Below are 25095 nucleotides of genomic sequence, written 5' to 3'. Positions count from 1 at the left end.
AGTGTTTACCATACTCGCCTCCAAGGGCAAGCGGTATAAAAGGGGAATTCCGCTTTTAAAATTTTAATATTTCAACAGGCTTCTCACCTCTTGATTTTTCAATTTATCCCTGCCGTTTAAGAAGGTCAGTTCCATCAAAAAGTTCACTTGTACGATATTTCCTCCCAGGCTTTCCACCATCTTACACACGGCTTCGGCCGTTCCGCCCGTAGCCAATACATCGTCGTGAATCAATACATTTTCACCTGGAATAATGGCATCGGCGTGCATTTCTAAAATATCCGAACCGTATTCCAGCGCGTACTCCTGACTGATCTTATCAAAGGGCAGCTTCCCCGGTTTTCTAACGGGTACAAAACCCGCCCCCAATTGATGGGCAATAATTGTTCCAAAGAAGAAACCGCGGCTTTCCATGCCTACAACCTTGTCTATTTTGCGCGGCCCAATCAGCTCCAACAGCTGTTGTGTGGCCCATTGCGCCGCTTGTGCATCGAGTAAAAGTGGCGTTATATCTTTAAAAACGACTCCTTGTTTGGGGAAATCGGGGATATCTCGTATGTATTGTTCTAAATTCATCTCGGGTATTTATAGTGTTTTAGCTGCGCACTTGGTCTGTACAGCAGCTTAATCGGTTTTTGGCACGTCTGTGCGGTTTAGCGCGCTGCGCTCACCGCCAAAACGCACTGTACTTTATCGATAACGGTTTCGGGGCTAATACTCCGCATTACGTGCTCATAACCGGGTATCACTTTATTTCCATAGACCGACAAGGGCAAAAGCGGAAATTGGGTTCTGTCTGCCGTAATGGCGTAATCCGACGGTTGGTTAAACGGGGCAAAACCGGCGTAAGGATGGGTTCCTCCCCAAAGGGTAATAACCTTTTTTCCCAACATGGCTGCCAAATGGGCGTTGCCGGAATCCATAGACAGCATCACGTCTAAATGTTGAATCAAACACAGTTCTTCTTGCAGTTTGACCTTGCCCACCATGACGATGACTTGTGGATTGTCGCGCTTTAATTGATTGAGCAGCGCCCGTTCCTGATCGCCCCCGCCGAAGAGAAAGATCTTGTTGTCTTCTTTCTCGGCCAAAGCATCGATCACTTGCTGCATCAGGTCTAGCGGATATACTTTAGTGTCGTATTGCGCAAAGGGGGCTATGCCGATCCAATGCTCCTGCTTGCTGCCGGTAATCGCTTTTAAGGCGGGACTCATATTTTCGACTGTGGGAAATTGAGGGTTTTTTAAATCGATGGGAAATCCGAGCTTTCGCAGGGTTTCGGCATGATTCTCAAACATGGTCGGCAGCGGTTCAAAAACCTTGTTTTCCGTTCGGGTCAGCGCTTTTTTACCCGCTCTTCCCTTGTCTAAAACCTCAACCTTTACCGGGGTAAACGCAAATAAACCACGGGTGATTTGCGACCTTAATACATTGTGGAAATCGGCAAAAAAATCGGGACACAACTTCTTTAAATCGCCAAAAAGCCTCCATAAACCCAGAAAACCTCGGTGTCTTTTTTTGACGTCAACCGCGAAGAAATCCACGCGGGGAATCGACTTAAAGAACGGTTTAAAAAACGGCCGGGAAACCACGGTCACCCGTACATCGGGATGCTGAGAAACCAAGGCCCGAATGACGGGAACCGTCATCGCGACGTCTCCCATGGCAGACAATCTAAAAACGAGTATATGCGATTTTTTCTTTAAAGTCATGATTTGATCTTTATTTCCAAAAAGAAAAGCGTGAATTAAAATCACGCTTTTATGGTTTGATTACTGAAGTATTATTATTTTTTATTCTGATACAATACCGGATTCAATTCCTCGTCGTTGTACATCTTCATTTGCTTGTACACCTTCATGTATTTTGCGCCACTGGCAATATCGTTTAACAAGTCGTCTATCGCTGTAGTCAAATCTCGTTTTTGCTCCAAAAGCGTCTCGAGTTTTTCCTGGCATTTGGCGCGGTGCTCTGCAGAGGCCTCTACCCTAGTCGCTTCCTCATTCATGTGGTAGATTTTCAAGGCCAAAATAGACAGCCTATCCAATGCCCAAGCGGGACTTTCGGAGTTGATCTTTGCCTGCTCTTGAACTTTTACATCCTTGAATTTCTGTAAAAAATAACTGTCGATATATTCGACCATATCCGTGCGCTCCTGATTGGAAGCATCAATTCTTCGCTTTAAAGCCAAAGCCGCAACAGGATCGATATTCGGATCTCTGATAATGTCTTCAAAATGCCATTGCACGGTATCAATCCAGTTTTTTAAATATAAAAGATGTTCAATTTTATCTTTTGGATACGGATTGCTAATCGGCTGATCGACATGGTCAAACTGATGATAATCTCGGATACTTTCTTCGAAAATCGGAAACGCTAATTCTGAAAACATACTAATTATTTTATTTACAAATATAGTTTTTATACTTTTATCGAACTAATACATTTTTAAAGTTATGAAAATTCACTATATCTCAGAAGAAAACAGTCTTTTAAATCATTTTTTAGGTCAACTAAGGGATGTAAACACTCAAAAAGACAGCATGCGTTTTCGCAAAAACATTGAGCGTATAGGTGAAATCACCGCTTATGAATTGAGTAAAACCCTACCCTACAAGCAAATCGCCATTCAAACGCCTTTGGGAATTAAACAGACGACCTCTATCGAAGACAACGTGGTTTTGTGCTCGATACTGCGCGCGGGACTGGCCTTGCACACCGGTTTTATGAACTTCTTTGACGATGCGGAAAACGGGTTTGTTTCCGCCTACCGCAAACACGGTAAACCCGGGGAATCCAGTGAAATTTTAGTCGAATATCAGGCCGCTCCTTCCTTTCAGGATAAGATCCTGATCCTGATCGATCCGATGCTGGCAACGGGACAGTCGTTGGTGGCGGTGTACAACAAACTCCTCACCGAACAAACGCCCAAGGAAATCCACATAGCCGTGGTAATTGCAGCCCCCGAAGGTATTGCTTATCTGGAAGAAAACCTGCCCGATCACTGCCATCTGTGGGTAGCAACCCTGGACGATAGCCTGGACGAAAACAATTATATCGTTCCCGGTTTGGGCGACGCCGGCGACTTGGCCTACGGTCAAAAATTATAACTGACTGAAAAAGAAAAACAGCGCAATGGCAGCGATACTGCCCAATACCACCTCTCTAAACCAGCGGTTGCCGATGCTTTCTATATAGTTTGCCCCCAAAATAGACAAGGGCAAAAAGGTAAATAGCAAACTGCCGCTATTCTTGTCTGCCGAAAACACGTATACGGCAACACCAATTATAAAGGATACCAAGATCTTTTTGTAAGACGATTGCATATTGAACGGCTTACTGGACAAGTCCAAGGCCTGAGATACAAAGAACAACAGGGATATCGAACTGAATATGGCCAAAGCGATATTCTGATATACATTGTCAAACGCCGTAAAATCAAAGCTCATTTCGGTGCGCTGATCGATAAATAGAAACAAATCAGTGCCCGAAGCCAAGATGTAAATGCTGAAGAATATACCAACCGTGATAAAGGCAATTATCGGAATAACCCAATTGCGGTAGTCTTTTGATACAAAAAACAAGATGGCAAATGCCAAGAGAACGACAAATAATATGCTCCAAAAATGAAACAGCGTCGCTATAAAAATCCAAAGGGAGGCATCGAAAATCTTTATTTTAGAGTCCTTTAGCGAGTGTAAGGCAAAGAGTTTTCTCAGGGCTAAGATGATGCAATAGTTGGCAATAATCAATTTGGTATGCACCAAAACCGACGGAAACAACACCAAAAAGAGTACAAACAACAAGGGCGCATAGTTATTATCCTTGGTCAGCCTGTTTTTTTGGGTGATAAAATGAACCCAAAAGGTCGAGAGCAACAATAATCCGAGCAACAGCACTTTCTTAAAATACTCATATCCAGTCCACACCAATTCGGTTTGGGTTTTTTGAGCGAGTATATATAGGAAAACCAGCAATGCCGCTATTATGAAATAATTAATTGGCTTTGTTTTACTAAAAAGGCTTGCTATCATCTGGATATTTTATATTTTTGTACTTTACATTTGTAATGGAAGTCTATTTAAAACCAAAATTACACTTTTTAAAAACGCGAAAGAACCTATATTTAATTTAAACGAAATAATAATGACCTCATTTTTCAACGGAATCGCTTATTTATTCGAAGCTCTTCTCTTTCTTCCTATGGAATTTTTTAGAGAATTAGAATTGACCAATTGGTGGACTGCAAATATCATTACTTGGATGTTTATCCTAATTTGTACCGCCGCTTTTATTTTCTGGATCAAACAATTAAATTTGTTTAAGAAATCAAAAGAGGACGAACAAGATACTACAGCCCACTCCTTCTTAAAATAAACTAGAGATCGAATCCGATGTCTTTTCTATAATACATCTTATCAAAATGCAGCTTGTCTATGTTTTGGTAAGATGTTTTTAGTGCTTGGTTAAAGTCTGTACCGAATGAGGTTACCGCCAGTACTCTCCCTCCATTACTAACTACTGTGCGATCTTTTAAGGCCGTTCCTGCATGGAAGACCAAAGAATCGCTTACCTGATCCAAACCGGATATCGGCATACCCTTTTCATAGGCTTCTGGATACCCTCCCGATACGAGCATAACCGTAGTCGCCGTACGCGAATCTATAGTCAGGGTCGCTTGGTCTAGGGTTTGATGGGCTACGGCCTGAAACAAGGCTACCAAATCCGAAGAAATACGCGGCACCACGACTTCCGTTTCCGGATCGCCCATACGCACGTTGTATTCAATGACAAAAGGTTCGTTGTCGACATTGATCAATCCTATAAACACAAATCCCTTATAATCGATTCCGTCTTTGACAAAGCCGTCTATAGTGGGTTTTACGATGCGCTCTTCGATCTTTTGCATCAAGACCTCATCGGCGAAAGGAACCGGAGAAACCGCTCCCATACCGCCTGTATTTAGGCCGGCATCGCCTTCACCTATTCTCTTGTAATCCTTTGCCGTTGGCAAAATTTTATAGGATTTCCCATCGGTCAATACAAAACAGCTCAACTCAATGCCGTCGAGGAATTCCTCAATCACCACCTTCTGACTCGCCGATCCAAATTTGGCGTCGACCAACATGTTTTTTAGCTCCAATTTGGCTTCGTCCAAATCGTTTAGAATCAAAACGCCCTTGCCCGCTGCCAATCCGTCTGCTTTTAAAACATAAGGTGCTTTTAGGGTTTCTAAGAAGGCATAACCCGCTTGGACATTTTCTTGGGTAAAACTCTGGTAGGCGGCAGTTGGAATCTGATGTCTGATTAAAAACTCCTTGGCAAATTCTTTACTGCCCTCTAATTGCGCCCCTTTTTGAGAAGGCCCTATAACGGGGATGTGTTTCAATTGCGCGTCGTTTTTAAAAAAATCGTAAATACCGTTTACCAAGGGATCTTCCGGTCCTACTACAACCATATCAATCGCGTTGTGCAACGCGGCTTGTTTTACGGCGGTAAAATCGTTCGGGTTTAAATCCAGATTGTTGGCGATGGCTGCTGTACCGGCATTTCCCGGGGCAACAAATAACTGCGAACAATCCTTGCTCTGAAGCATTTTCCATGCTAATGCGTGCTCTCGACCTCCAGATCCTAGTAGTAAAATATTCATTGTAGTGTTGTTTGTAATTAGCGTTCAAAAATAAGTATAAAATAGGGAAATCAAAAGCGTATTTTCCTTATGTGTGGCGTTTAATAGGCTTTTTTATCGCCTCTAAAAGCATTGAGTATCGTAATAAAAATGATTTTGATATCGAGCAACAAAGACCAGTTCTCGATATAAAAAATATCGTACTTCACCCGGTTGATAATATCGCGTTTGCTCTCGACTTCCCCGCGGTACCCGTGCGTCTGTGCCATCCCGGTAATTCCGGGTTTTATCAAGTGGCGCATCATAAAGTTCTCGACCTTTTTGGTGTATTCCAAATTGTAGATCAACGCGTGCGGTCGCGGCCCTACCACTGACATATTTCCGATTAAAACATTGAAAAACTGCGGCAGCTCGTCCAAACTCGTCCGACGCAAAAAACTTCCGACGGGGGTAACCCGCTTGTCCTTTTTGACTATGGGTTTGTATTCCTCTTTATAATCGCTCACGTAGAGTGAGCGAAATTTAAAACAATTGAATTCGCGGTAATTGAGCCCGTTGCGCTTTTGCTTAAAAAACACCGGACCTCGGGAATCCAGTCTAATGGCTATGGCAATAATCGGCAGCAGCCAGCTCAATACGAATACGATAATCAACAGGGAAAAGATCAAATCAAAAATGCGCTTGATAACCCCATTGGACAAAACGCCCAAGGGCGTTTGATTGATCGTCAGCAACGGCAATATGCCGTAGTATTGCAGTTCCATTTTCCGCAACAGCAGCTCGTGGTTGTCGGGAATAAACTTAATGGTTTTAAAATTGTTTTTGGCAACGGCAAACAAAGACGAAATCTGATCGGAATCAATGCTTTTTAAGGAGCAATAAATCTCGTCCGTTCCGTGGTTTTGAATGTAATTCACCACCTGTTTCAAGTCGATGCGATGCGTTATGGCATCCGGTTCTATAATCTCCTGAAGGTAATAACCGTATTCGGGATTAAAGTTAAAGAAATTTACCAATTCTTGACAAGCCTTGGTACTGCCTAAAACAATCACATGCCGCTTGTTTCCCCCGTAATTTAAGCGATATTGCTTTAAAGTATTGAATATCAATAGCTTTATAGTAAACAGCGCCAAGCTCAGCAATATAAAATACGTCAGTACATTCCATTTGTTCAAGGCCATTTCCAGCAAGCCCAATATGGCATAGAAGCACAAAAAATAAATAGTTAACTGCTTGAAAAAATTTTGCGCGATTGTAATCAAACTGGTAAATCGGTACACCTTATAAAACTCCGTATAGTTGGCTATGAGAAACCAACTGAGCAATAGCGCCACGAGGAAACCGTCTATTGGCAACTTTAAAAGTCCAATAGAAAAGAGGGAGATGGTCAAAAAATCGACGGCAACAACAAAATATTTAATCAAATGAGAATACCTCCCTATCTTCTTATTCATCTTCTTTATTTCTGATTAATAAGCCTTGTCTTCTCCTTTAAAAACATTGTATATCGTGAGATAAATAATTTTTAAATCCAAGAAAACCGACCAATTTTCAATATAAAAAATGTCGTATTTCACCCGGTTAATAATATCGCGGTCATTTTCGACTTCCCCGCGATAACCGTGCGTTTGAGCCATACCTGTGATACCGGGCTTAATCAAATGCCTCACCATGAATTTATTGATTCGCTTGGCGTACATCTGGGTGTGAACCACCATGTGTGGACGTGGTCCTACTACCGACATATCTCCCAAAAATACGTTAAAAAACTGAGGTAATTCATCTATGCTCGTTTTTCTGATAAATTTGCCCAACCTGGTAATACGGGCATCTCCTTTAGAGGCCTGCAAATCGTCGCAAGTGGTATTGCTGTGCATCGATCGAAACTTATAGCAGGTAAATTCCGAATTGTTGATACCGTTTCGCACTTGTTTAAAGAATATGGGGCCTCGCGACTCCAGTTTGATTAAAATAGAAATCAACGGAATCAACCACGAGAGTAAAAACACGATCACCAGGGTCGAAAACACCAGGTCAAAACTCCTTTTGACCACGCGGTTGTAATTGTTGTCCAACGGGATGGTTCGACGCGGGATAATCGGAATAAGGTCGTAATACTCCGTATTGTAATTATCGCCAATCAACTCATCGTCCTTGGGAATATACTTGAGTACTTTTAAATTGTTGTCGGCAAAATCGACGATTTTGGCGAATGATTTGGTGCTGACCAAATACAAGCTGATATAGATTTCGTCGATTTTTTCCATCTCGATAAAATCGAGTACGTCTTGGATATCCACGGTTTCATCTTGAAAGGTACCCACCAGGTGATATCCGTATTCCGACTTTAGATTAAAGAAGTCGCGCAGCTGTTTAATTTCTTTCCCCTTGCCAATAATCACGACCTTTCTGTAGTTTCCTCCATATTGGCTGCGGAAAATTTTTAGGGAATAAAAAATACTGATCTTGATAATCGAAATGATAATCATGGTGACCACCCCGTAAATAATCAGGTCTTTGGGTTCGGCAAAACGAGAAAAAATTCCGTTATAGGCCGAATACAACACAAATTGCAAGATGAACTGCTTAAATATTTTTTCAAATATTTTTACAATTCTCGTAAAGCGAAATACGTCGTAGTACATCGTTGCCCAAGAACTCAACAGCCAACACAGCGATATAAATATATAGAACCACCCCTTACCCGCAAATTCAGGTAAGAGGAAATAGGCCAATAAGTTGATGATAATCAGGTCTATTATAAGTGTAATGGGTCTGATAAATTTGGAATACCTTCCTCTTCTTTTTTTCACTTAATTCATATATTTTGAAAAATCCTTATGCTCCTCTTTTAACAACTCCTCTTCGGTAAAGGATTTAAAATACCGATACGTTCGCGCCATTCCCTCCGCTCTACCTATTAACGGCGACCAACCCAAAATATTTTGCGCCTTGGTAATGTCGGGTTGACGCTGCAAAGGATCGTTCAATGGAAGTGCTTTAAACTCCAATTGCTGCTTGCTCTGGGTGAGATTGAGAATTTCCAAGGCAAAATCCTTAATCGTAATTTCGTCGGGATTTCCAATATTGACGGGCAGTGCATAATCGGAATGCAAAAGCCTAAAAATCCCCTCTACCTGATCGTCTATATAACAAAATGATCGGGTTTGCATTCCATCGCCAAAAATGGTCAAGTTTTCGCCTCGTAGCGCTTGCCCGATGAATGCGGGTATCACCCGACCGTCGTTGAGTCGCATACGCGGCCCATAGGTATTAAAAATGCGCACAATGCGCGTCTCCAAACCGTGAAAGGTGTGGTAGGCCATAGTGATGGATTCCTGAAAGCGCTTGGCCTCGTCATAAACCCCTCTCGGACCAATGGTGTTTACATTGCCGAAATACTCCTCCGTCTGCGGATGCACCAAAGGATCTCCGTATACTTCCGAAGTAGACGCAATGAGTATACGCGCCTTTTTTACCCGTGCCAATCCCAATAGATTATGCGTGCCCAAAGAGCCTACCTTTAAGGTTTGGATTGGGATTCGCAGATAATCAATCGGACTGGCCGGCGACGCAAAATGAAGTATATAATCCAAATTACCGGGCACAAAAACAAACTTGGTCACATCGTGATGATAAAACTCAAAATGCTCCAATTTAAACAAATGCGCAATGTTTTTTAAGTCGCCCGTTATCAAATTATCCATACCAATTACGTGGTATCCTTCCAGGATAAATCGATCGCACAAATGCGAGCCCAAAAAACCAGCGGCTCCAGTAATTAATATTCGTTTCATTTAGCAAAAATAATACTGATTATTAGTAAAAAAAATTAAAAATAGGTTATTTTTTTTATTATTACTTTCCTAAAGCTAGTTTGCTAAAGAATATCTAATTTTGTAAAAAAAACACCATGAAAGTAGTCCATATCGTTGAAGCGCTCGGTGGCGGCGTCTATACCTATTTCAAAGACCTTACCAATTTTTTTGGTGAGCAGGCAGAAAGTAGGGGAATCGAGACTACCGTCATCTATAGCGCCAAGCGAAAAGAAATCGATGCCGAGCAAATCAAGAGCGATTTATCGCCTAAGGTTTCGCTTATCGAAGTGGATATGCCCCAAGAACTCGCCTTATTTCAAGACCTTAAAGCTGCCTTAAAGCTGCGAAAAGTACTGAAGGAAATCGACCCCGATGTCATTCACTTGCATTCGTCCAAAGCTGGAGTAATCGGCAGATGGGCAAGCTTCTTGCTCTTTTCAAGGGCCAAAGTATTTTATACCCCTCACGGCTATTCCTTTGTGAGACAGGATATTTCTCCGTTTAAACAAAAGCTCTTTTGGGCCATTGAAAAATACACCCAATCGATTTTTGGCGGTACCACCATCGCCTGTGGCGATACGGAATACGAAATTGCCAAAAGTATGGGCAAAGCCGAATTGGTGCGAAACGGCGTTAACTTTAAGGTGTTGGAACCCTTTTACAAACCCGTTGAAAACGAACGCTTAAAAATCGGTATCGTCGGACGAATTACCGCCCAGAAAAACCCCCAATTGTTTAACGCCATCGCAGCGCGCTACCCCCAACATCAATTTATTTGGATTGGAGACGGTGAACTACGCGCCGAATTGACGGCAACAAACATACAAATCACGGGTTGGTTTCTCAATAACTTGGCCCTGCTTCCACAGCTCAATGCATTGGATGTGTTTTTGCAAACCTCCTTATGGGAAGGACTTCCCATTGCGGTTTTAGAAGCGATGGCGCTGAGAAAACCCATCCTGGCCACCCGAGTTATCGGAAATAAAGATGTCGTCGTGCACGGCGTATCGGGCTTTTTGTTTGATCAAATAGACGAGATTGCCCCACTAATGGAGCAGCTGGAAGTTGCGGCAATTCGAAAAAATATGGGTATAGCGGCTTATGAACAGTGTAAGCGCCAATTTGACAAGGATAAAAACTTCCAAGAGCTAATCCCGATTTACCAAGGGCAGGTCTAACCGCTGTAGGTAATACACCACAAACAAAGAGGTCCACAGTCCGCTAAAGACTATACCGTCAAAGCGAATCAGAAAATCGTCTACCAGGTTGGAGGTAAAGAAATTAAAGAAAAAGGCCAGCATAATTCCACTATGCGTCTTTAGACCCAGATACGCATTTAGAAAAACATAGCCGAATACTACTAGTATACCCAATATACCAAATTTGAGCAAGAAATCCAAAAATTGATTGTGTGTGGGAAAGGCATATTTGGCCAAAAAATGCTGGTTGGTTTGCTCGTAATAACGCGTTAAGGCCGGTTTTGAATTGGAGGAGCCGTAGCCGGTGAGCAAACTTTGTTGCGACAATTCCCAGGCCGACTTCCATATAGACACCCGGGTGACAAAAGCGTTAAAAACCGCGCTTTCGGGATTTTCTATTTCGTCCAACTTGCCAACCTTATCCATATATGCAAAGGTCGATGTGGAATACTTCTCCTTCATATAGGGATTTAATTGTACGAACAAAAACAACATCAAAATCATCACCGAAAAAAAGCTGATACTGCCCAGTATAATGGTCTTGGCTTTGTAATACTTAAATGCCTCTACAAAGATCACGATACCGAATCCTACGGTGACATTCAACAGGGATATCCGCGTATTTACAATCAAAATCCACATAATAGAAGCCAATAAAATCAGAGTCTGTAAGGCAATCAACCATTTTTCTCGCTGCTGTTGTAGGTAGCGCAGTAAAAAATAAAAATTGAGAATGGCGACAAAGGTCAAATGCATGTTTACCGCCGGAGCATGGTTTTTAAAACTCTCCGCGAACTGGTAACCCATTTCCCATAAGTCTATTCGATTGAGGTATTTATGCACCAAATCGGGCTCTACAATCAGGAATCGCAACAACAAAACCAGCAATATGGCCGTGGTCGCTTTGGCGTATAGATCGAGTATCTTAAAAAACGGAATATGCTTGTAATTCGAAAGGATAAAAAAGGGAAAAATGAGTAGTGAAACCGATTTCTCCGCAGATTTCCACCCCAAGAGCGGGCTGTCGTTCTTCCAAAAGAAAAGCAATTCCAGCAACATCGGGCTCGCTATAATCAAAGCGAAAACAAGTCCCTTTTTGGGAAAGGTACTCCGCTTAAAAAACACGAGATTATAAACGGCAAAAATTATGATAAACCAAGTGCACAATTTGCTAAAGAAAAAAGTACACCCAATTAGCAGCAATAATAAATTAAAGCCTTTCTGATATTTTTCGTCTGAAATCTTCATAGTATAAGGAAAAATATATTAGTGGAAAAATACCTATTTTATGTCTAACAGCAGAACCTAAATCGGGTTCAAACATACCCTGAGCGACAAAAAAAGCAAAGGTCAGTAAGAGCGCCCATAAGGCCACTTGATATTCTTTGGGATTATACAGACATTGAGACAAACGCCTTAACAACATCAGGGTTAACGCCAATTGCCAGATTACAAAAGCGATGATCTGGGGCGAAGTGATAAATTTCAATCCATTCACGGGAAGGTTTACGGTAAAAAAGCCGTAAAACATACTAAAAACCTCTCCATACCACGTATCGGGATATACCGGAGAGACAATCATGCTATTGGCATCGGAATCGCCAAAATTGATCCGCGCCTCATTGATGTCTTCTCTTGAGATTAAAGACAGGTAATCGCCTTTTAAAACCCCATACGTCAATGAGATTAGAATAATGACAATTACCCCGTTAAAAACGGACAAAAGCACCTTGTTAGGAATTTTGATAAAGGTAATGGCATACATGCCCGCCGCGATAAAGGGAATAAAGATATAGTACGGGCGAAAGATAATTCCAAAGACGAAGAAACCCGCAAATACCGCTGCTAATAACAGATTAAAGCGGACTCCCCTTTGTAGGAGTATATACAGGACTACAGCGATAAAGAGGTAAGTAATAAACTCCTTTGAGGGTTGGGCGATAAAAATGCTGATCATCAAAAAAGCCAAATAAACCACTACATTTCGCAGGGTAAAAAGGTGAAAATTATCGGGAATCCCTATTTTCTTAAGCACGTAAAACAATATGGGCAATTGAATTAAAGCCACGAAGCTATAGGGGATGTACGACATACCGGTCAGGTGATAAAACATCATGGTCAGCGGATAACTCGCTATCCAGCCCCTTTGATTAAAGGGGTCGGAAACGATTAAGCTGGCGTCGTAGTAAAACTTATCTGGCAAAATAAAAGGCCCTACAATCCCGAGCAGTATACACAGCCCGACGAGCAGGTAAAAAGTCAATTTATTTTTTTTAACGTAGTACATTTAAGTCGTTTTTAGGCCATCAATAAGCTCCTTTTCTATTTTACTTATGTTAAACGCATCGTCGTAATAGCCTTTAAAATTCTCTTGACAGATCTTTAAAAAATCGGGGTAATCCACCGTTTTTTTATTGTGTGCATCAATGGCGTCTGCCATGAATTCCAACGAATCATTGGCCTTAAACTTGAGGCAGTAAGGCGCCAAGTTCAAGTGTTCTTCAAAAGATTCAATCACGTCGGTATAAATCGGCATCAAGCCCACCGAAAGATACGAATTCATCTTGGTAGGGGTAGAAACGGCATTAACCGGATGTTGATCCCTTAAGATAAATCCATACTTAAACGTACTCAACTCCTGATCGAGTTGTGCCAAGCTCACATAGCGAATCTGACTGTTTTTGATGTGGTAGCGGTTCAGAATTTCTCGAGCCGCTTCTTTTTCCTTGGTAAAAACAGTTAAACTAGCCTCTGGATTTTTCTGTTCAATCTTTTGATAGAGCGCCACCGTTCGTTCAAAGCACTGCCAGCTAAACAAGGTACCCGCATATACAAAACTCGAGGCTTCCTTAAGACTTTGATCAAAGTAGGCCGGTTGCAAATTCTTGTTATAACAGGGTACGACAATGTGGTTATTCAGGGCAATATCGTATTTTTCTCTATAGTGTTTCAACATACTCGTGGAAACCAAAAAACAGTAATAACTCTTTTTTAGCACCCATTTTTCCATCATACTAAAAGCGCTGCTCACCGCTTTGGCGCGAAGCGAGTACTGGTTTAGCATGGCATATTCTTCTGGTCCTATACCCTGCTGCCAATTGATTATGCGCAACTTGCTGTTTTTGAGATAGACCTTCAAAAAATCTCTAACGCGAATCGTTACAACGACATCGAACTCATTTACCCGATCAACGGTTTGCTCAGTAGTCACTTCCCAACCACTATTTACAAACGCTCTTTTTATCAAATCGGTGTAATAAATGGTTGCGTCATTTACCGCTTTTACAGGCAAATAGAACAGTGTTTTCATAGGTAGATCATGTTTTTTTAAGATTATCTAAAAGCGCGCTATACTCCGAGTTATTTGCCCTTAGACAAACCGCGCGAATATCACCCTTGTAGACCACTATATTTAATTCGGATTTACTTGCGGATGATTTCAACGATAAAACGAAAGAAATCAATCCCCTTAACCTGCTTTTTATGTTTCCAATATAATTTAAGTCCGTTTGCAAAATTATAGTTTTTAAAGCTAAGTAATACGTTATAAATAATCAATTTCTTATAATAAACGAATTCTTGCTCCGGCATAGCTATATTCAAATCGATATTGTATATGTGTGTCTTGCTCAGATCGTGCTTTTTTCGAATCGCTTTGTTCTCAGAATCATCGATATACCTAGAGGATACTTCTCGAATAAAGTAAATTTCGGTTTTTCTACCCAATTTCTCCCAAAAGTCATTATCCTCTCCTATGGTGAGTTTTTCATTAAACCGCAAGTCGCCCAAGATGGTTTTGCGCATCGCTATAGCCGAACTGTGAACCGGAAAGCCCATCTGATTGCTCAAACGGAAATAATTGTGCAATCCCTCCTTTTCCACTTGATACGTTTTGATGACAGTGCCGTTGGATTGCGCCAGTACAAAGCCCGTGCAGATACATTGTACCTCTTGTTGCTCCATCACGGCAAACATATTGGACAAGTGTTGTTCCTCCCATATATCATCGCCGTCCAACAAGGCAATCCACGGGTGTTTTGCCTCTTGTATGCCCAAATTCCTCGCACTAGAAACACCGCCATTAGCTTTATTTATCACCCGTATTCTCGGATCGTCTATAGCGGCTACTGCAGCCAAACTTCCGTCGGTGGATCCGTCATTTATTACTAAAATCTCCAAATCAACAAAGCGTTGTTTCAATACGTGCGCAATGGTTTTAGCAATGCTTTGCTCTTTGTTATATAGGGGAATGATAACTGAAAACATGTTATTTATTTTTTAAAACAATTTGTATTAAGGCATTCCTTTGTCGTTTATCTAGAAAAACCCCCAAACTCAAAGGTAGAAAAAACATACCCAAAAGTAAAATCACCACCACATTCGTCAGGGTGTTCCTACCGATTAGATAGGCCGAAACAAAAGAGCAAGTGAAGGCTACAACTGCTAGTACACTAGCCGTTTTAATAAAATTCAAGCAAACAACCTTAATGGTATTCTTATATAATTTAGAAAAATACAACCCATTTAGAAAATAGCTCTGTAGAATTCCAAAAATCAGACTAATCATCAAAATCCAATCGATTGATTGATTGGTCTTTTCGAAAAACTGTGCAACACTGTAAATCAAGGCAAAGTTTAGCAAACCAAACAAGACGGTCATCAAGGCGGGAAATCGCACTTTATTCCAAGATCGGGTGACGTTAACAAAAAAACCAGCCGCCGTATAAAAGGGCAGCAAAATCAATTTGATACTAAACCAACGGGTATAACTCGTAAAGGCTTCGCCCAGCCAAAAAGTAACGACAAAATTGGAAAATCCGATTAAAACCCCAACCATCACAGCCACGGCAATACCAATAATCAAGGAGTTGTCCAAGGTGAGTTCCTTTACTTTTTCGTGATCGCCCTGCGAATAAGCATTGAGAATCAAAGGCCCAAACAAACTGACAAACAAGACGGAGATAATGCTTAAATAAGCGCCTAATTCCGAAAAAGACCCGATGATTCCCGATTCCTTAGTCGACCAAAAAAGGTTTAAAATAACTACGTCTATGCGGTAAATTCCGAGATCGCCTACACTTTGGACAATTACCCATACAGACATGACCACCAGCGAAACCAGGGCCGTCTTATTAAAATGGCCCAAACTCAACTTTATTTGAGGATGGGTAAATTTCTTGTAAAACCAATAACTGCATCCCAAGATTACCAACTCTCCTATAACATTGGCCAAGCCGATATAGGTCAGATCAATGGCGATGCAATTAAAAAAGACAAAAACCAAAAAAGGCTTTACGGCACCGCGAATAATCTTGATTACATTTAAGTAATCCAAGCGGTTCAAGGTAAACAGCACTATGTTTAAAATGCTGGAAATCAACGAGCAAAAAAAACTTAAAATCGTAAATGCAAACAGGTATTTAGCCGAAACCAAAACCGCTTCAGGGATGTTAAAAACCGAATCGATGCGATCGACAAACACAAAGGCGGGAATGCTACACAGCAGTATAATCCCCAGGATCAGAAAAAAGGAAGAACTCAGGTATCTCGAGGCCGACTGCCAGTTTTCCTCTTGAATAGCAATCATGTAGAAACGCGTCAAAGAGCTGGTCAAGGCATCGGTAAGTACGCCGATATACTGGTTAATAATCAACGCCAAAGGCACCAATCCATAAGCCGAAATTCCCAGTTCCCGCACTAAATACGGGGTATAGAGAATCCCTATACAAATATTAACCAGTAAACTGGCCATATTTGAATACAGATTCCTTCTCAACTGAACATGACCTACATTCATTCCTTCTTCATATAAAAATTGCCCATATAACCCTAAAGTTTGGAAACAAAAGCCACAATTCTACTACAAGCCGCTCCGTCGCCGTAGGGATTGTGAAGTTGACTCATGCGCTCCATCTTCGAACTGTTTTCTATTAATTCTTGCGTCTCTCTAACGATTTTCTCCTTGTCTGTTCCAACCAAAATAACGGTCCCCGCTTCTACGGCTTCGGGTCTCTCGGTTGTTTCGCGCATCACCAATACCGGTTTTCCCAAGCTTGGCGCTTCTTCCTGAACCCCTCCACTATCGGTAATGATAATTTTTGAGCGGTTCATCAACCAGATAAATGCGGGATACGACAAGGGGTGAATCAATTTAATATTGGGAATCATACCCAAAATCCGGTTTACCGGTTCGAGTACATTCGGATTGAGATGTACCGGGTAAATCAACAGCATCGACGGGTTTTTTAAGGCAATTTCCTTTAAAGCCTCGCAGATTTGTATAAATCCATCCCCGTGATTTTCTCTGCGGTGCCCCGTAATCAGCAAAACCTCTTGCCCCTCTTGCAATAGGGCTTTGAGCATATCGATTTCCGGATGCTTTAAATCCTTGACGATTTCGACACTCTCCAACAGCGCATCTATAACGGTATTTCCGGTGACTAATATGCTGTCTTCCGCCACGTTTTCACGTAACAAATTGTCTTTGGAGGTCTGGGTAGGCGCAAAGTGATAATCGGCCACTACACTGGTAATACGCCTGTTGGACTCTTCCGGAAATGGCAAGCGCTTGTTAAAGGTGCGCAAGCCCGCTTCGATATGTCCTATTTTTGCACCGGAATAGAAAGCGGCCAAACTCGCGGCCATCGTCGTGGTTGTATCGCCGTGTACAAAAACCAAATCGGGATTAAAAGTGTCTAAAACCGGTTTCATCTCCAACAATATTTTTGCCGTAATGCTGTTTAAGGTTTGGTTGGGCTCCATAATATTGAGATCAAAATCGGGAATAATCTCGAAAAAATCCAAAACCTGATCCAACATTTCTCTATGCTGTGCCGTAACACATACTTTGGTGTCAAATTGAGACGCTGCTTGAAAAGCTTTGACTAAAGGTGCCATTTTAATCGCTTCTGGACGTGTTCCAAAAACAAAAAGTACTTTCTTATTCATAGGATTTTTTTAGCTTTTAACGGTTTTAACTCCGTTAAAATTTAGGTATCGAAGCCTGCCATTCTCGCGGCATCACTTGAAATTTATCTTTTATTTTACTCTTGTCTAATACACTGTATTTAGGCCGTATGGCCTTGGTCGGATAGGCTTCACTCGCGATGGGATGTACTTGGATATCGATTTGATTTTGTTTAAAAATCGCCACGGCAAACTCGTACCAGCTCGCCTGTCCCGCATTGCTAAAATGATAAGTGCCGTACTCCCCGCGATCTTGACCGATGATATCGAGTATCGCCACAGCCAAATCCAGACCGTTGGTCGGTGTTCCGCGTTGATCATCGACGACGCTGATCGCTGTGCGACTCTCGGACAACTTGATCATGGTTTTCATAAAGTTGTTGCCGTACGGAGAAAACAACCAAGACGTTCTCAAGATGTAATGCGCTTTTAAAAGCCGCCTCACCGCCTCTTCTCCGGCTCGTTTAGACCGTCCGTATACCGTTTGTGGATTCGGTTGGTCTGTCTCTTTATACGGACTGTGCTGCCGTCCGTCAAACACAAAATCGGTTGATATATGCACCAGTACCGTTTGGGTATCCAAACAGGCTTGCGCGATATTCTCCGCCCCTTGGGCGTTGACCGCAAAGGCCTTCTCGACCTCTTCTTCTGCTTTGTCCACTGCGGTATAAGCCGCTGCATTGATGCAGTATTGCGGGCGATAATGGGCAAAGACCGCTTTGCAATTGGCTTTGTCCGTAATATCCAACATCGAAGCGTCGCAAAAAACAAAATCGATGTGCGGGTATTGGGATGAAATCGATTGCAGGCATAGTCCCAACTGCCCCTGAGCGCCTGTAACTAAAACTACCATATCTTCCGCGCTTGATCAATCGCAGGCAATTGCCTGTCCTTCTCAGAAACGATCCACTCCGCTTCGGGTAGTATCCAATCGATAGCGATGGTGGCATCGTTATAAATTATACCCCCTTCCGAAGCCGCGTGGTAATATTGATCGCATTTATACGCAAACAAAGCCGTATCGCTCAACACCAAAAAACCGTGTGCAAATCCCTTGGGAACAAAGACCTGTTTGTGGTTTTGATCCGATAATATCTCGGCGTGATAGCGTCCAAATGTTGCGGAATCCGGTCGAATATCCACCGCCACATCCAAAACGCTACCCTGTAATACCCGAACTAATTTAGACTGGCTATATACACCGGTCTGATAGTGCAATCCCCTGAGAACTCCTTTGGTGGAAAAGGATTGATTGTCTTGCACAAACCGCAGCTGCTGCTGACTCATCTCATGGAACAGCTTCTCGTTAAAGCTTTCCATAAAATAGCCCCTGGAATCAAAGAAAACCTTGGGTTCCAATACAAAACATCCCGCCAATTCCGTTGGAGTAATCGTCATATTAATTTGTTCTACTTGCTTTGATTCGCTTAAATTTCGAGGTAAAATTTTTCATTCCTACAACTACAAAAAACAACACTAATAATACAAATGGAAGGCTGATAGCACGCTTATCCCAAATTTTTTCATCCATGATATTCATACTTGCACCTGCAATATAAACCGTTTTCTGCTGCTCCATTTGCTCCACTTCTATCATGGCTAAATCTTCCATAATATTGTTCTTTCTATAGAAGAGATTCTCTACCTCCGGCAAGTTTTGTATACTGATCATTTTAGCATCCGAACTGCTTGGCGCCTTGCCTAGTTGATCAAGCAAACTGTTCATCTGCTCTAAGGAACGCTGGGTTTGCACCTTTCTAATCTCATTTTGTGCTTGTGCTATCGCCTGTTTCTTCAAATAATACTCCTGGGAATTCAATTGGTCAAAAACCTCCGCGGTCACTTGATCTGTATTATTAGTACCTCGAGTATAGATACTCAAAAGGTGGTATTTAAAGTTTTTCCTCGTGGATTCATTCTTTAAGAACTCTCCCAAATCGCCTCCTCGGTCATTGAGCACCTTAAATAAATCCATGGCGTACCTATTGGTTTTTATCAAGGTATACACGTCTTCAACAGGCTCAATTTTGATTCTTTTAACCTCCTTTAAATTCGCCCACTCTTGGCTATTGAGGTTGGTCGTGATATATGAATTATTGTCAAATGCCTCATAGAGGTAATCAACACTACCAAAATTGGGCACCACTATAAAATCATGCCTGAAGAGTTGCTGTTCGCGGCTATCTAAATAATACCCTAAGCCGATTCCCACAAGTAATAAAGCGGCTATAATCAGTATATTTCTCTTTAACAACAATAAAAAATTGTAAAAGAATAGCCCGATATTGGTACACATTTTACCCAATGCTCTATAGATATACACGATATCAATCTCTTGATTTGGACTGGTCGGTTGTTGACTCATATTAAATGATATTGAAAATTTGTTCAAGTATTTTTATGGTGATTAAATAAGTGGGTTTTACACCCGTAGCTCCCAATCCTCCCGAAGCCAAAGTGCTTCCGGTTTCCAAAGGATTATCCGACGCGTAATAGGCATAGCGCACTTTTACCTGAGGCGGTATGCTCTTTCTAATCTTTGAAGCCGATTGTATGGCTTTTTGATAATGCGCACCTTCCATTTCCAAGCCGATTACGCCCCAGGTGGAATCGTGAAAAAACTTTAGCAAGTCTTTATTCTGCAGTGATGTGCCCAAAACGGTCACCATCGTTCCAGCGACCACCGGAATGCCGTGTCCTTCAAAAAGGGCCGCAGTCAACTCGTTTTCCAAGGGATAATTATCTCCTGTACCCTCATTGATGTGGGCAAAGGGAATCATAATATCGCCTTTGCCTCCGATGAGAATACCGGCTTTGCCCATAATAGATACCGATTCCACATTTAAAAAGGTGCTTTTGTGGAAGGGCTTTAACAGTTCGTCTATGGTTTCATACGCCTGTTCTCCAAAAGCGTAGTCCATCACGATAATCACGGGTTTTTCCTGCGCCAACTTTTGGGCTGCAAAAGCCGTGTTTGGAAAATCGATCAAGGCCGTATCAAAAATCTGAACATCGATATTAGTGCCGGAGGTATCGGGTAAAAAAGTCATGCCTTCCTGTACGGCACGCTCGTAAACCAATTTGCGCAAATCGACGTTTTCAGACTTGCTCAATTCCTCGTAAACCGATAAGTCCGACTGACCTTCCAACTCAGTTTTCAATACAGTCGACGCAAAGATAGAATTCATTACACTGTGCATATTGGCACTGATAATGTGAATTGGACGGGCCAATAAACCGTGCTTTTTCAGGTGGTTTTTGATGTTGTCGGACCACATTTCTCCGTAGATATGGTGGCCTAGTCGCTCGCGTAAAATGGGGCTAAAGGTGATGGTTCGCTTATTGTTGTCCAATTCCTCTTCCATTGCCAATTTCCCCAACCAGTAGATAACATCCAAAAAGCGGTCGGGATTTTCGGTTGTAGCAAAGCCACCGTAAACCGTAGAGACCTCCGAAAAGGAACGCCCCAAAACATTGGATAGATGAGAAATCGCTATTTCGCGCTCCACCAAGTTCAACGGCTCTTCGATGTGTACCGCTTGTTCAATTTTCAACCAGTCTCGGGTAACCTTGCCGTCTTCTCCGATCAACACCCGATTCATAATCTTGTGTGATTCGATGAAAACAAAGGTCAAATGCGTTAAAACATCATAGATATCCGAACGCCCTCTGGTAATTTCTATATTCATTTGCTCCTCGTCTATACGGTAGCAATTTCTTCTTCTCTTTGGGGGTACTATCGCTTGAAAATGGGAGAAGGAATAACCTTCGTCCGAGGTCAAATTGATATAGCGACACTCTTCGATGCCAATGGGTAAGCGCTCAATGACATAGAGCAATCCATTTAATTCCACTTTTTCCTCTGCGATAGAACCGTAAATCTCGGGGCGCAATTCCAAAAGCGCCTCTCTCAAAGTGTCTCCTGAAATGCCCATAGGCTTGTAAAAACCTCTATTAAACAAGTGGCGCATAGTGATATACATCCGTTCTACGGCTGCCGATGAAATCTGTGCTCTTGTTCTAGATATGTTTTTGATCTCTTTCATATAATACCTCTTATTTAACTTGCAAATATATGCTATTCCTTTTTAATTAGTTGATCCACGATCCCCCGATCGTTACTCAATCGCGGTAATTTATTTTGCCCTCCCAACTTGCCGATGGATTTCATATAATGCTGAAAACCCTCCGCGGCTACTGGGGTCACTTTTACGGTTCGCAACACCTTTCCTGCGATCAAATCATCGTAGTAAACGTTTTGCTCCCGCATGGCCTGATCGATCTTTAAGGCAAACTGCTCGAGGTTATCGGGTTCTTGACCAAACTCAATAAACCATTCGTGATAAGGCAGTCCGCTCTCTGGGGCAATTTGCGGGGCAACGCTAAACTCATTGACCTGGATTTTCGTGCCTTGCATGGCCAATTGTAGGGCCGACTCCACTTCTTTGCCGATCACGTGCTCGCCAAAGGCCGAAATAAAGTGTTTGATGCGTCCCGAAACCACTACTCTATACGGCTTAAGGGAAGTAAACTCAATGGTATCGCCTATGTTATACCCCCATAGCCCCGCATTGGTCGAAATGATCATCACATAATTGACACCCAGTTCCACTTCGCCTATGGTCAGTCGTTGCGGCTGTGCATCGTAAAAATTCGCCACTGCTATAAATTCGTAAAAGATGCCGCTGTTGAGCAGCAGCAGCAGCCCCTTTTGGGTTTGGCTATCTTGGTAGGCAAAAAAGCCCTCCGAGGCGGGAAACAGTTCTATAGATGGTACGCTTCTGCCGATCAATTGCTCAAATTTGGCGCGATAGGGTTCGTAATTGACCCCGCCGTAAATAAATAGTTCAAAGTGCTTAAAGATGTCGCCCACGGGTTGGCCCGCTTTCGCCTGTAGTTTTTCAAAATACATCTGAACCCAACTGGGAATCCCAGAGATTACCGTCAGGTTTTGATCAACGGTTTCCTCGACGATCAAATCCACCTTGGTCTCCCAATCTTCCACACAATTGGTCTCCCAACTGGGCAGGCGGTTTTTTTGCAGGTATTTGGGCACGTAGTGCGCCACGATTCCCGAGAGCCTACCGAAGTTAATCTGGTTTTTTTGTTCCAATACCGGACTCCCCTGCAAAAAGATCATCTTGCCGTCGACAAAATCCGCCTTTCCCGTTTCATAAATGTATTCCAATATCGCATTTCGAGCCGCTTGTATGTGATACGGCAGCGATTCTTTGGTCAGCGGAATATATTTGGCCCCGGAAGTCGTTCCGGAAGTCTTGGCAAAATACAGGGGTTTCCCCGGCCACAGCACATTCGACTCCCCGGCTACCGTGCGATCGATATACGACCGCAGTCCCTCATAATCGCGAATCGGAACCCGTTGTACAAAATCGCGGTGGTCGTGTATCTCTTTAAAGTGATGGTCTTTTCCAAAAGCGGTGTGCTGCGCTTGGGCAAGCAAGTCTTTAAAGACCCGCTCTTGCGTTTGCACCGGATTGTCGACCCATTTTTGGGTCTGGTGGTGAATGATGTTGGCAAATAATTTTGCTGCAAGGGCTTTTATCGACATAATATTCTAATCAAAATCTATAAACATGGTTGGATCAATGGAATAATTGTCTTTCCACAATTCGAAATGGACGTAACTGGATGTATTGGCCGAGTTGATTCCGCCTCCCGACAATCCAATTGCTTCGCCCGTCTTCACGAGGTCGCCCTGTACTTTGGTCAAGGACGCCGCCTGTTTGTACACCGAAATGATTCCCTCGGCATGGCGGATAATCAGGATATGACCCTGCTGCGGTGTCCATTCGGCCAAGAGTACCGTTCCGGCAGAAATCGCCTTAATCGCCGTGTTATTCGGCACGGCTATCACGACCCAATACCGCTTTTGCTTGGGATCGTACTTCTCGACCAAAGTGCCTTTTACCGGCGGAAACAAAACTGTGCCCACCTTGGGTTTGGCCTCCTGAAAAACGTTGTATTTGTCTTCGTTCAAAACCAATTCCCTCAATTTTTGATCGCTTTCACTAACTTTTAAAGCACTGCTTTCCAACAGCGGTGTATCGCTTTTTACCAGGGAGTCCATATTGACTTTGGCCACGTCGACTTCACCGGTTAAAACGCGCTTTAACGCCGCTATATACGCCTCATTGTGGCTACTCAATTGCTCTAGGGAGTCGGTTTTTAAAGTTAACTCGATGGCTTTTCTCTTTAATTCAGACGATGAATAACCCGGTATCAACTCTTTTAAAGGCGTAAAAACAATCAGTAAAACCGTAGAAAGGATTAAAAATAAAAACAAAGAAAGACAGGCTCCGATGACATTGACTAAATTTATTTTTATCGAAAAAATCTCTTCAAAAGTGTGCTCGTTAAACAACACGATTCGATTCTTATTGAGAAATCTCTTTTTCAAACGCTGGAGTTTCAGTCTTTGTTTAGACATAATTTGAAAATTTTTCTTTACAAATATAACAATTAAACCAAAGTCTGGAATTCAATTAACTATTTATTCGCCTGCGACAGTCCAATGTTTAAATTTCTTGTTAAATAATTGTTTTGTGTTGATCTGATATCGTTTATTTTATTATATCTTTGCTCTATATATTGAAAATTAATTATATTATGTACTCATTATCAGTGTTTCTAGGACTAGTTGGACCGTGGCAAATTATTTTAATTGTGGCCATCGTTTTGTTGATGTTTGGAGGGAAAAAAATCCCAGAATTAATGAAGGGTTTAGGTACCGGAATTAAAGAGTTTAAAGATGCTACCAAAGACGAGGATAAATCGACGTCTAAAAAAGATACCACGGCGGAAAACAATTCTAAACCAGAATAATTTTCCCCCCACTAAACTACATGCACTAATTTAAATTAGTGCATTTTTTTTGCAAAAAACTTTGGTGTGTAGGCTGATTCGCCTATGCGTTCATGCGCGAATGCGCCTTGGTTTGCGGTGCAATCCAAGGCGCTGCTCGGCAACAACTCGCGAATACGCGAATCCTCAAAAAAAATTATTTTAGCGCTTGGAAGCGGATTTCCGTTGGGTTTCCTCCTTTTTAGGACGTTCCGTTGGTACCGCTTTCCCTTTGGGTTCCCCTTGAGGTACTTTTCCCTTTTTGGCCGGTTCTATATCCATTTGCTGTGGCGTAATTTTTACGGGTTCCTCCGCTTGATACACAGTGTCTTTAGGGGTTTTGGTCGGTTGCGGTCGCTCTTGTGCATAGCCCGTTAACAGGCTGAACAAACACGCTACTACTACTATTTTTTTCATCCTCTTATGCTTTTTTAGTTATGAGCTGCGCCAAATCCCTTGCCGCCACTCCCTATACCCTATTCAAAATTGACGCCAGCTTTTGCCTTAAACGACGATTTACACACAATTAACTCCCAATCAATTGCTTACAAGCTTGCCGCCCCGTCCAATCTGGCTGTGTCCGTCCCCATACTGGGAATACGACGACCATTCGAAGCTGGCC

Annotated in this window: 25 protein-coding genes; 4 read left to right on the top strand and 21 right to left on the bottom strand. The window is 42.3% G+C overall.

Translation table 11 applies throughout. From position 1 onward, the window contains the following. Nucleotides 1-63 precede the first annotated feature (63 nt). The 3 genes from ACQZ43_RS04405 to ACQZ43_RS04395 form a co-directional block, all read right to left on the bottom strand. The gene (locus ACQZ43_RS04405; protein ID WP_430614730.1) at nt 64-576 is read right to left on the bottom strand and encodes an adenine phosphoribosyltransferase; all 513 of its coding nucleotides are present in this window, start codon (nt 574-576) and stop codon (nt 64-66) included. A gap of 77 nt (nt 577-653) precedes the next feature. Continuing rightward, a complete protein-coding gene (locus ACQZ43_RS04400) occupies nt 654-1712 on the bottom strand; it encodes a glycosyltransferase family 9 protein (protein WP_430615592.1) in 1059 nt (352 codons plus the stop codon). Between the two features lie 74 nt (nt 1713-1786). Beyond that, nucleotides 1787-2392 carry a DUF4254 domain-containing protein gene (locus ACQZ43_RS04395; protein WP_430614729.1) on the bottom strand — a complete coding sequence of 202 codons (606 nt, stop codon included), beginning with the start codon at nt 2390-2392 and terminating at the stop codon, nt 1787-1789. A gap of 64 nt (nt 2393-2456) precedes the next feature. Between ACQZ43_RS04395 and upp the strand changes: the two genes are divergently transcribed. Further along, nucleotides 2457-3110, top strand: a complete 654-nt coding sequence (upp, locus tag ACQZ43_RS04390) for a uracil phosphoribosyltransferase (RefSeq protein ID WP_430614728.1) — start codon at nt 2457-2459, stop codon at nt 3108-3110. Here the strand turns inward: upp and ACQZ43_RS04385 are convergent. After that, nucleotides 3105-4034: a DUF6427 family protein gene (locus tag ACQZ43_RS04385; RefSeq protein ID WP_430614727.1), complete on the bottom strand. Its 930-nt coding sequence runs from the start codon at nt 4032-4034 to the stop codon at nt 3105-3107. The genes upp and ACQZ43_RS04385 overlap by 6 nt on opposite strands. 112 nt (nt 4035-4146) lie before the next feature. Between ACQZ43_RS04385 and ACQZ43_RS04380 the strand changes: the two genes are divergently transcribed. Further along, the gene (locus ACQZ43_RS04380; protein WP_430614726.1) at nt 4147-4377 is read left to right on the top strand and encodes a DUF6341 family protein; all 231 of its coding nucleotides are present in this window, start codon (nt 4147-4149) and stop codon (nt 4375-4377) included. Between the two features lies 1 nt (nt 4378). Here ACQZ43_RS04380 and purD read toward each other — a convergent pair whose 3' ends face one another. The 4 genes from purD to ACQZ43_RS04360 all read right to left on the bottom strand — a co-directional run bounded on the left by purD (nt 4379) and on the right by ACQZ43_RS04360 (nt 9426). Then, entirely contained in the window at nt 4379-5650 is a 1272-nt protein-coding gene (gene purD / locus ACQZ43_RS04375; RefSeq protein ID WP_430614725.1) for a phosphoribosylamine--glycine ligase, read from the bottom strand. Nucleotides 5651-5730: 80 nt separating this feature from the next. Further along, nucleotides 5731-7083, bottom strand: coding sequence for an undecaprenyl-phosphate glucose phosphotransferase (locus tag ACQZ43_RS04370; RefSeq protein ID WP_430614724.1), 1353 nt, complete (start codon nt 7081-7083; stop codon nt 5731-5733). 15 nt (nt 7084-7098) lie between these two features. Continuing rightward, the gene (locus tag ACQZ43_RS04365) at nt 7099-8442 is read right to left on the bottom strand and encodes an exopolysaccharide biosynthesis polyprenyl glycosylphosphotransferase (RefSeq protein WP_430614723.1); all 1344 of its coding nucleotides are present in this window, start codon (nt 8440-8442) and stop codon (nt 7099-7101) included. Beyond that, a complete protein-coding gene (locus tag ACQZ43_RS04360) occupies nt 8443-9426 on the bottom strand; it encodes a UDP-glucuronic acid decarboxylase family protein (protein WP_430614722.1) in 984 nt (327 codons plus the stop codon). It lies immediately after the preceding gene. Nucleotides 9427-9542: 116 nt separating this feature from the next. Between ACQZ43_RS04360 and ACQZ43_RS04355 the strand changes: the two genes are divergently transcribed. After that, on the top strand, nt 9543-10625 hold the full coding sequence (locus tag ACQZ43_RS04355; protein WP_430614721.1) for a glycosyltransferase: 1083 nt from the start codon (nt 9543-9545) through the stop codon (nt 10623-10625). On the opposite strand, the gene ACQZ43_RS04350 is transcribed toward ACQZ43_RS04355, so the two are convergent. From ACQZ43_RS04350 to ACQZ43_RS04295, 12 genes are all read right to left on the bottom strand, one after another. Beyond that, a complete protein-coding gene (locus ACQZ43_RS04350; protein ID WP_430614720.1) occupies nt 10596-11894 on the bottom strand; it encodes an O-antigen ligase family protein in 1299 nt (432 codons plus the stop codon). The two genes, ACQZ43_RS04355 and ACQZ43_RS04350, sit on opposite strands and share 30 nt — an antisense overlap. After that, on the bottom strand, nt 11857-12933 hold the full coding sequence (locus tag ACQZ43_RS04345) for a hypothetical protein (RefSeq protein WP_430614719.1): 1077 nt from the start codon (nt 12931-12933) through the stop codon (nt 11857-11859). Before ACQZ43_RS04345 ends, ACQZ43_RS04350 begins: the two co-directional genes overlap by 38 nt. After that, nucleotides 12934-13956: a hypothetical protein gene (locus ACQZ43_RS04340; RefSeq protein WP_430614718.1), complete on the bottom strand. Its 1023-nt coding sequence runs from the start codon at nt 13954-13956 to the stop codon at nt 12934-12936. A gap of 113 nt (nt 13957-14069) precedes the next feature. Beyond that, complete coding sequence (locus ACQZ43_RS04335; protein WP_430614717.1) at nt 14070-14912, bottom strand: glycosyltransferase family 2 protein; 843 nt, start codon at nt 14910-14912, stop codon at nt 14070-14072. A gap of 1 nt (nt 14913) precedes the next feature. Beyond that, entirely contained in the window at nt 14914-16443 is a 1530-nt protein-coding gene (locus ACQZ43_RS04330) for an oligosaccharide flippase family protein (RefSeq protein ID WP_430614716.1), read from the bottom strand. Between the two features lie 32 nt (nt 16444-16475). Beyond that, nucleotides 16476-17594 carry a non-hydrolyzing UDP-N-acetylglucosamine 2-epimerase gene (wecB, locus tag ACQZ43_RS04325; protein WP_430614715.1) on the bottom strand — a complete coding sequence of 373 codons (1119 nt, stop codon included), beginning with the start codon at nt 17592-17594 and terminating at the stop codon, nt 16476-16478. 34 nt (nt 17595-17628) lie between these two features. After that, nucleotides 17629-18465, bottom strand: a complete 837-nt coding sequence (gene rfbD, locus ACQZ43_RS04320) for a dTDP-4-dehydrorhamnose reductase (protein ID WP_430614714.1) — start codon at nt 18463-18465, stop codon at nt 17629-17631. Further along, complete coding sequence (gene rfbC, locus ACQZ43_RS04315) at nt 18459-19010, bottom strand: dTDP-4-dehydrorhamnose 3,5-epimerase (RefSeq protein ID WP_430614712.1); 552 nt, start codon at nt 19008-19010, stop codon at nt 18459-18461. Before rfbC ends, rfbD begins: the two co-directional genes overlap by 7 nt. Nucleotide 19011: 1 nt before the next feature. Then, nucleotides 19012-19977 (bottom strand): hypothetical protein, encoded by a 966-nt coding sequence (locus ACQZ43_RS04310; protein WP_430614711.1) that lies wholly within the window; start codon nt 19975-19977, stop codon nt 19012-19014. 1 nt (nt 19978) lies between these two features. After that, nucleotides 19979-21658 (bottom strand): DUF6909 family protein, encoded by a 1680-nt coding sequence (locus tag ACQZ43_RS04305; RefSeq protein ID WP_430614710.1) that lies wholly within the window; start codon nt 21656-21658, stop codon nt 19979-19981. A gap of 32 nt (nt 21659-21690) precedes the next feature. Further along, a complete protein-coding gene (locus ACQZ43_RS04300; protein WP_430614709.1) occupies nt 21691-23181 on the bottom strand; it encodes a GH3 family domain-containing protein in 1491 nt (496 codons plus the stop codon). Nucleotides 23182-23187: 6 nt separating this feature from the next. Then, nucleotides 23188-24060, bottom strand: coding sequence for a murein hydrolase activator EnvC family protein (locus tag ACQZ43_RS04295; RefSeq protein WP_430614708.1), 873 nt, complete (start codon nt 24058-24060; stop codon nt 23188-23190). 179 nt (nt 24061-24239) lie between these two features. Between ACQZ43_RS04295 and ACQZ43_RS04290 the strand changes: the two genes are divergently transcribed. Continuing rightward, nucleotides 24240-24455, top strand: a complete 216-nt coding sequence (locus ACQZ43_RS04290) for a Sec-independent protein translocase subunit TatA/TatB (protein WP_430614706.1) — start codon at nt 24240-24242, stop codon at nt 24453-24455. Nucleotides 24456-24635: 180 nt separating this feature from the next. Here the strand turns inward: ACQZ43_RS04290 and ACQZ43_RS04285 are convergent, their stop codons facing one another. Next, complete coding sequence (locus tag ACQZ43_RS04285) at nt 24636-24890, bottom strand: hypothetical protein (RefSeq protein WP_430614705.1); 255 nt, start codon at nt 24888-24890, stop codon at nt 24636-24638. Nucleotides 24891-25095 lie beyond the last annotated feature (205 nt).

It is taken from the genome of Flavobacterium sp. JP2137, assembly GCF_050562195.1.
Lineage (GTDB): Bacteria > Bacteroidota > Bacteroidia > Flavobacteriales > Flavobacteriaceae > Flavobacterium.
The sequence above is the reverse complement of the archived record's forward strand: the minus strand, read 5'-3'. Positions and strand labels throughout refer to the sequence as shown.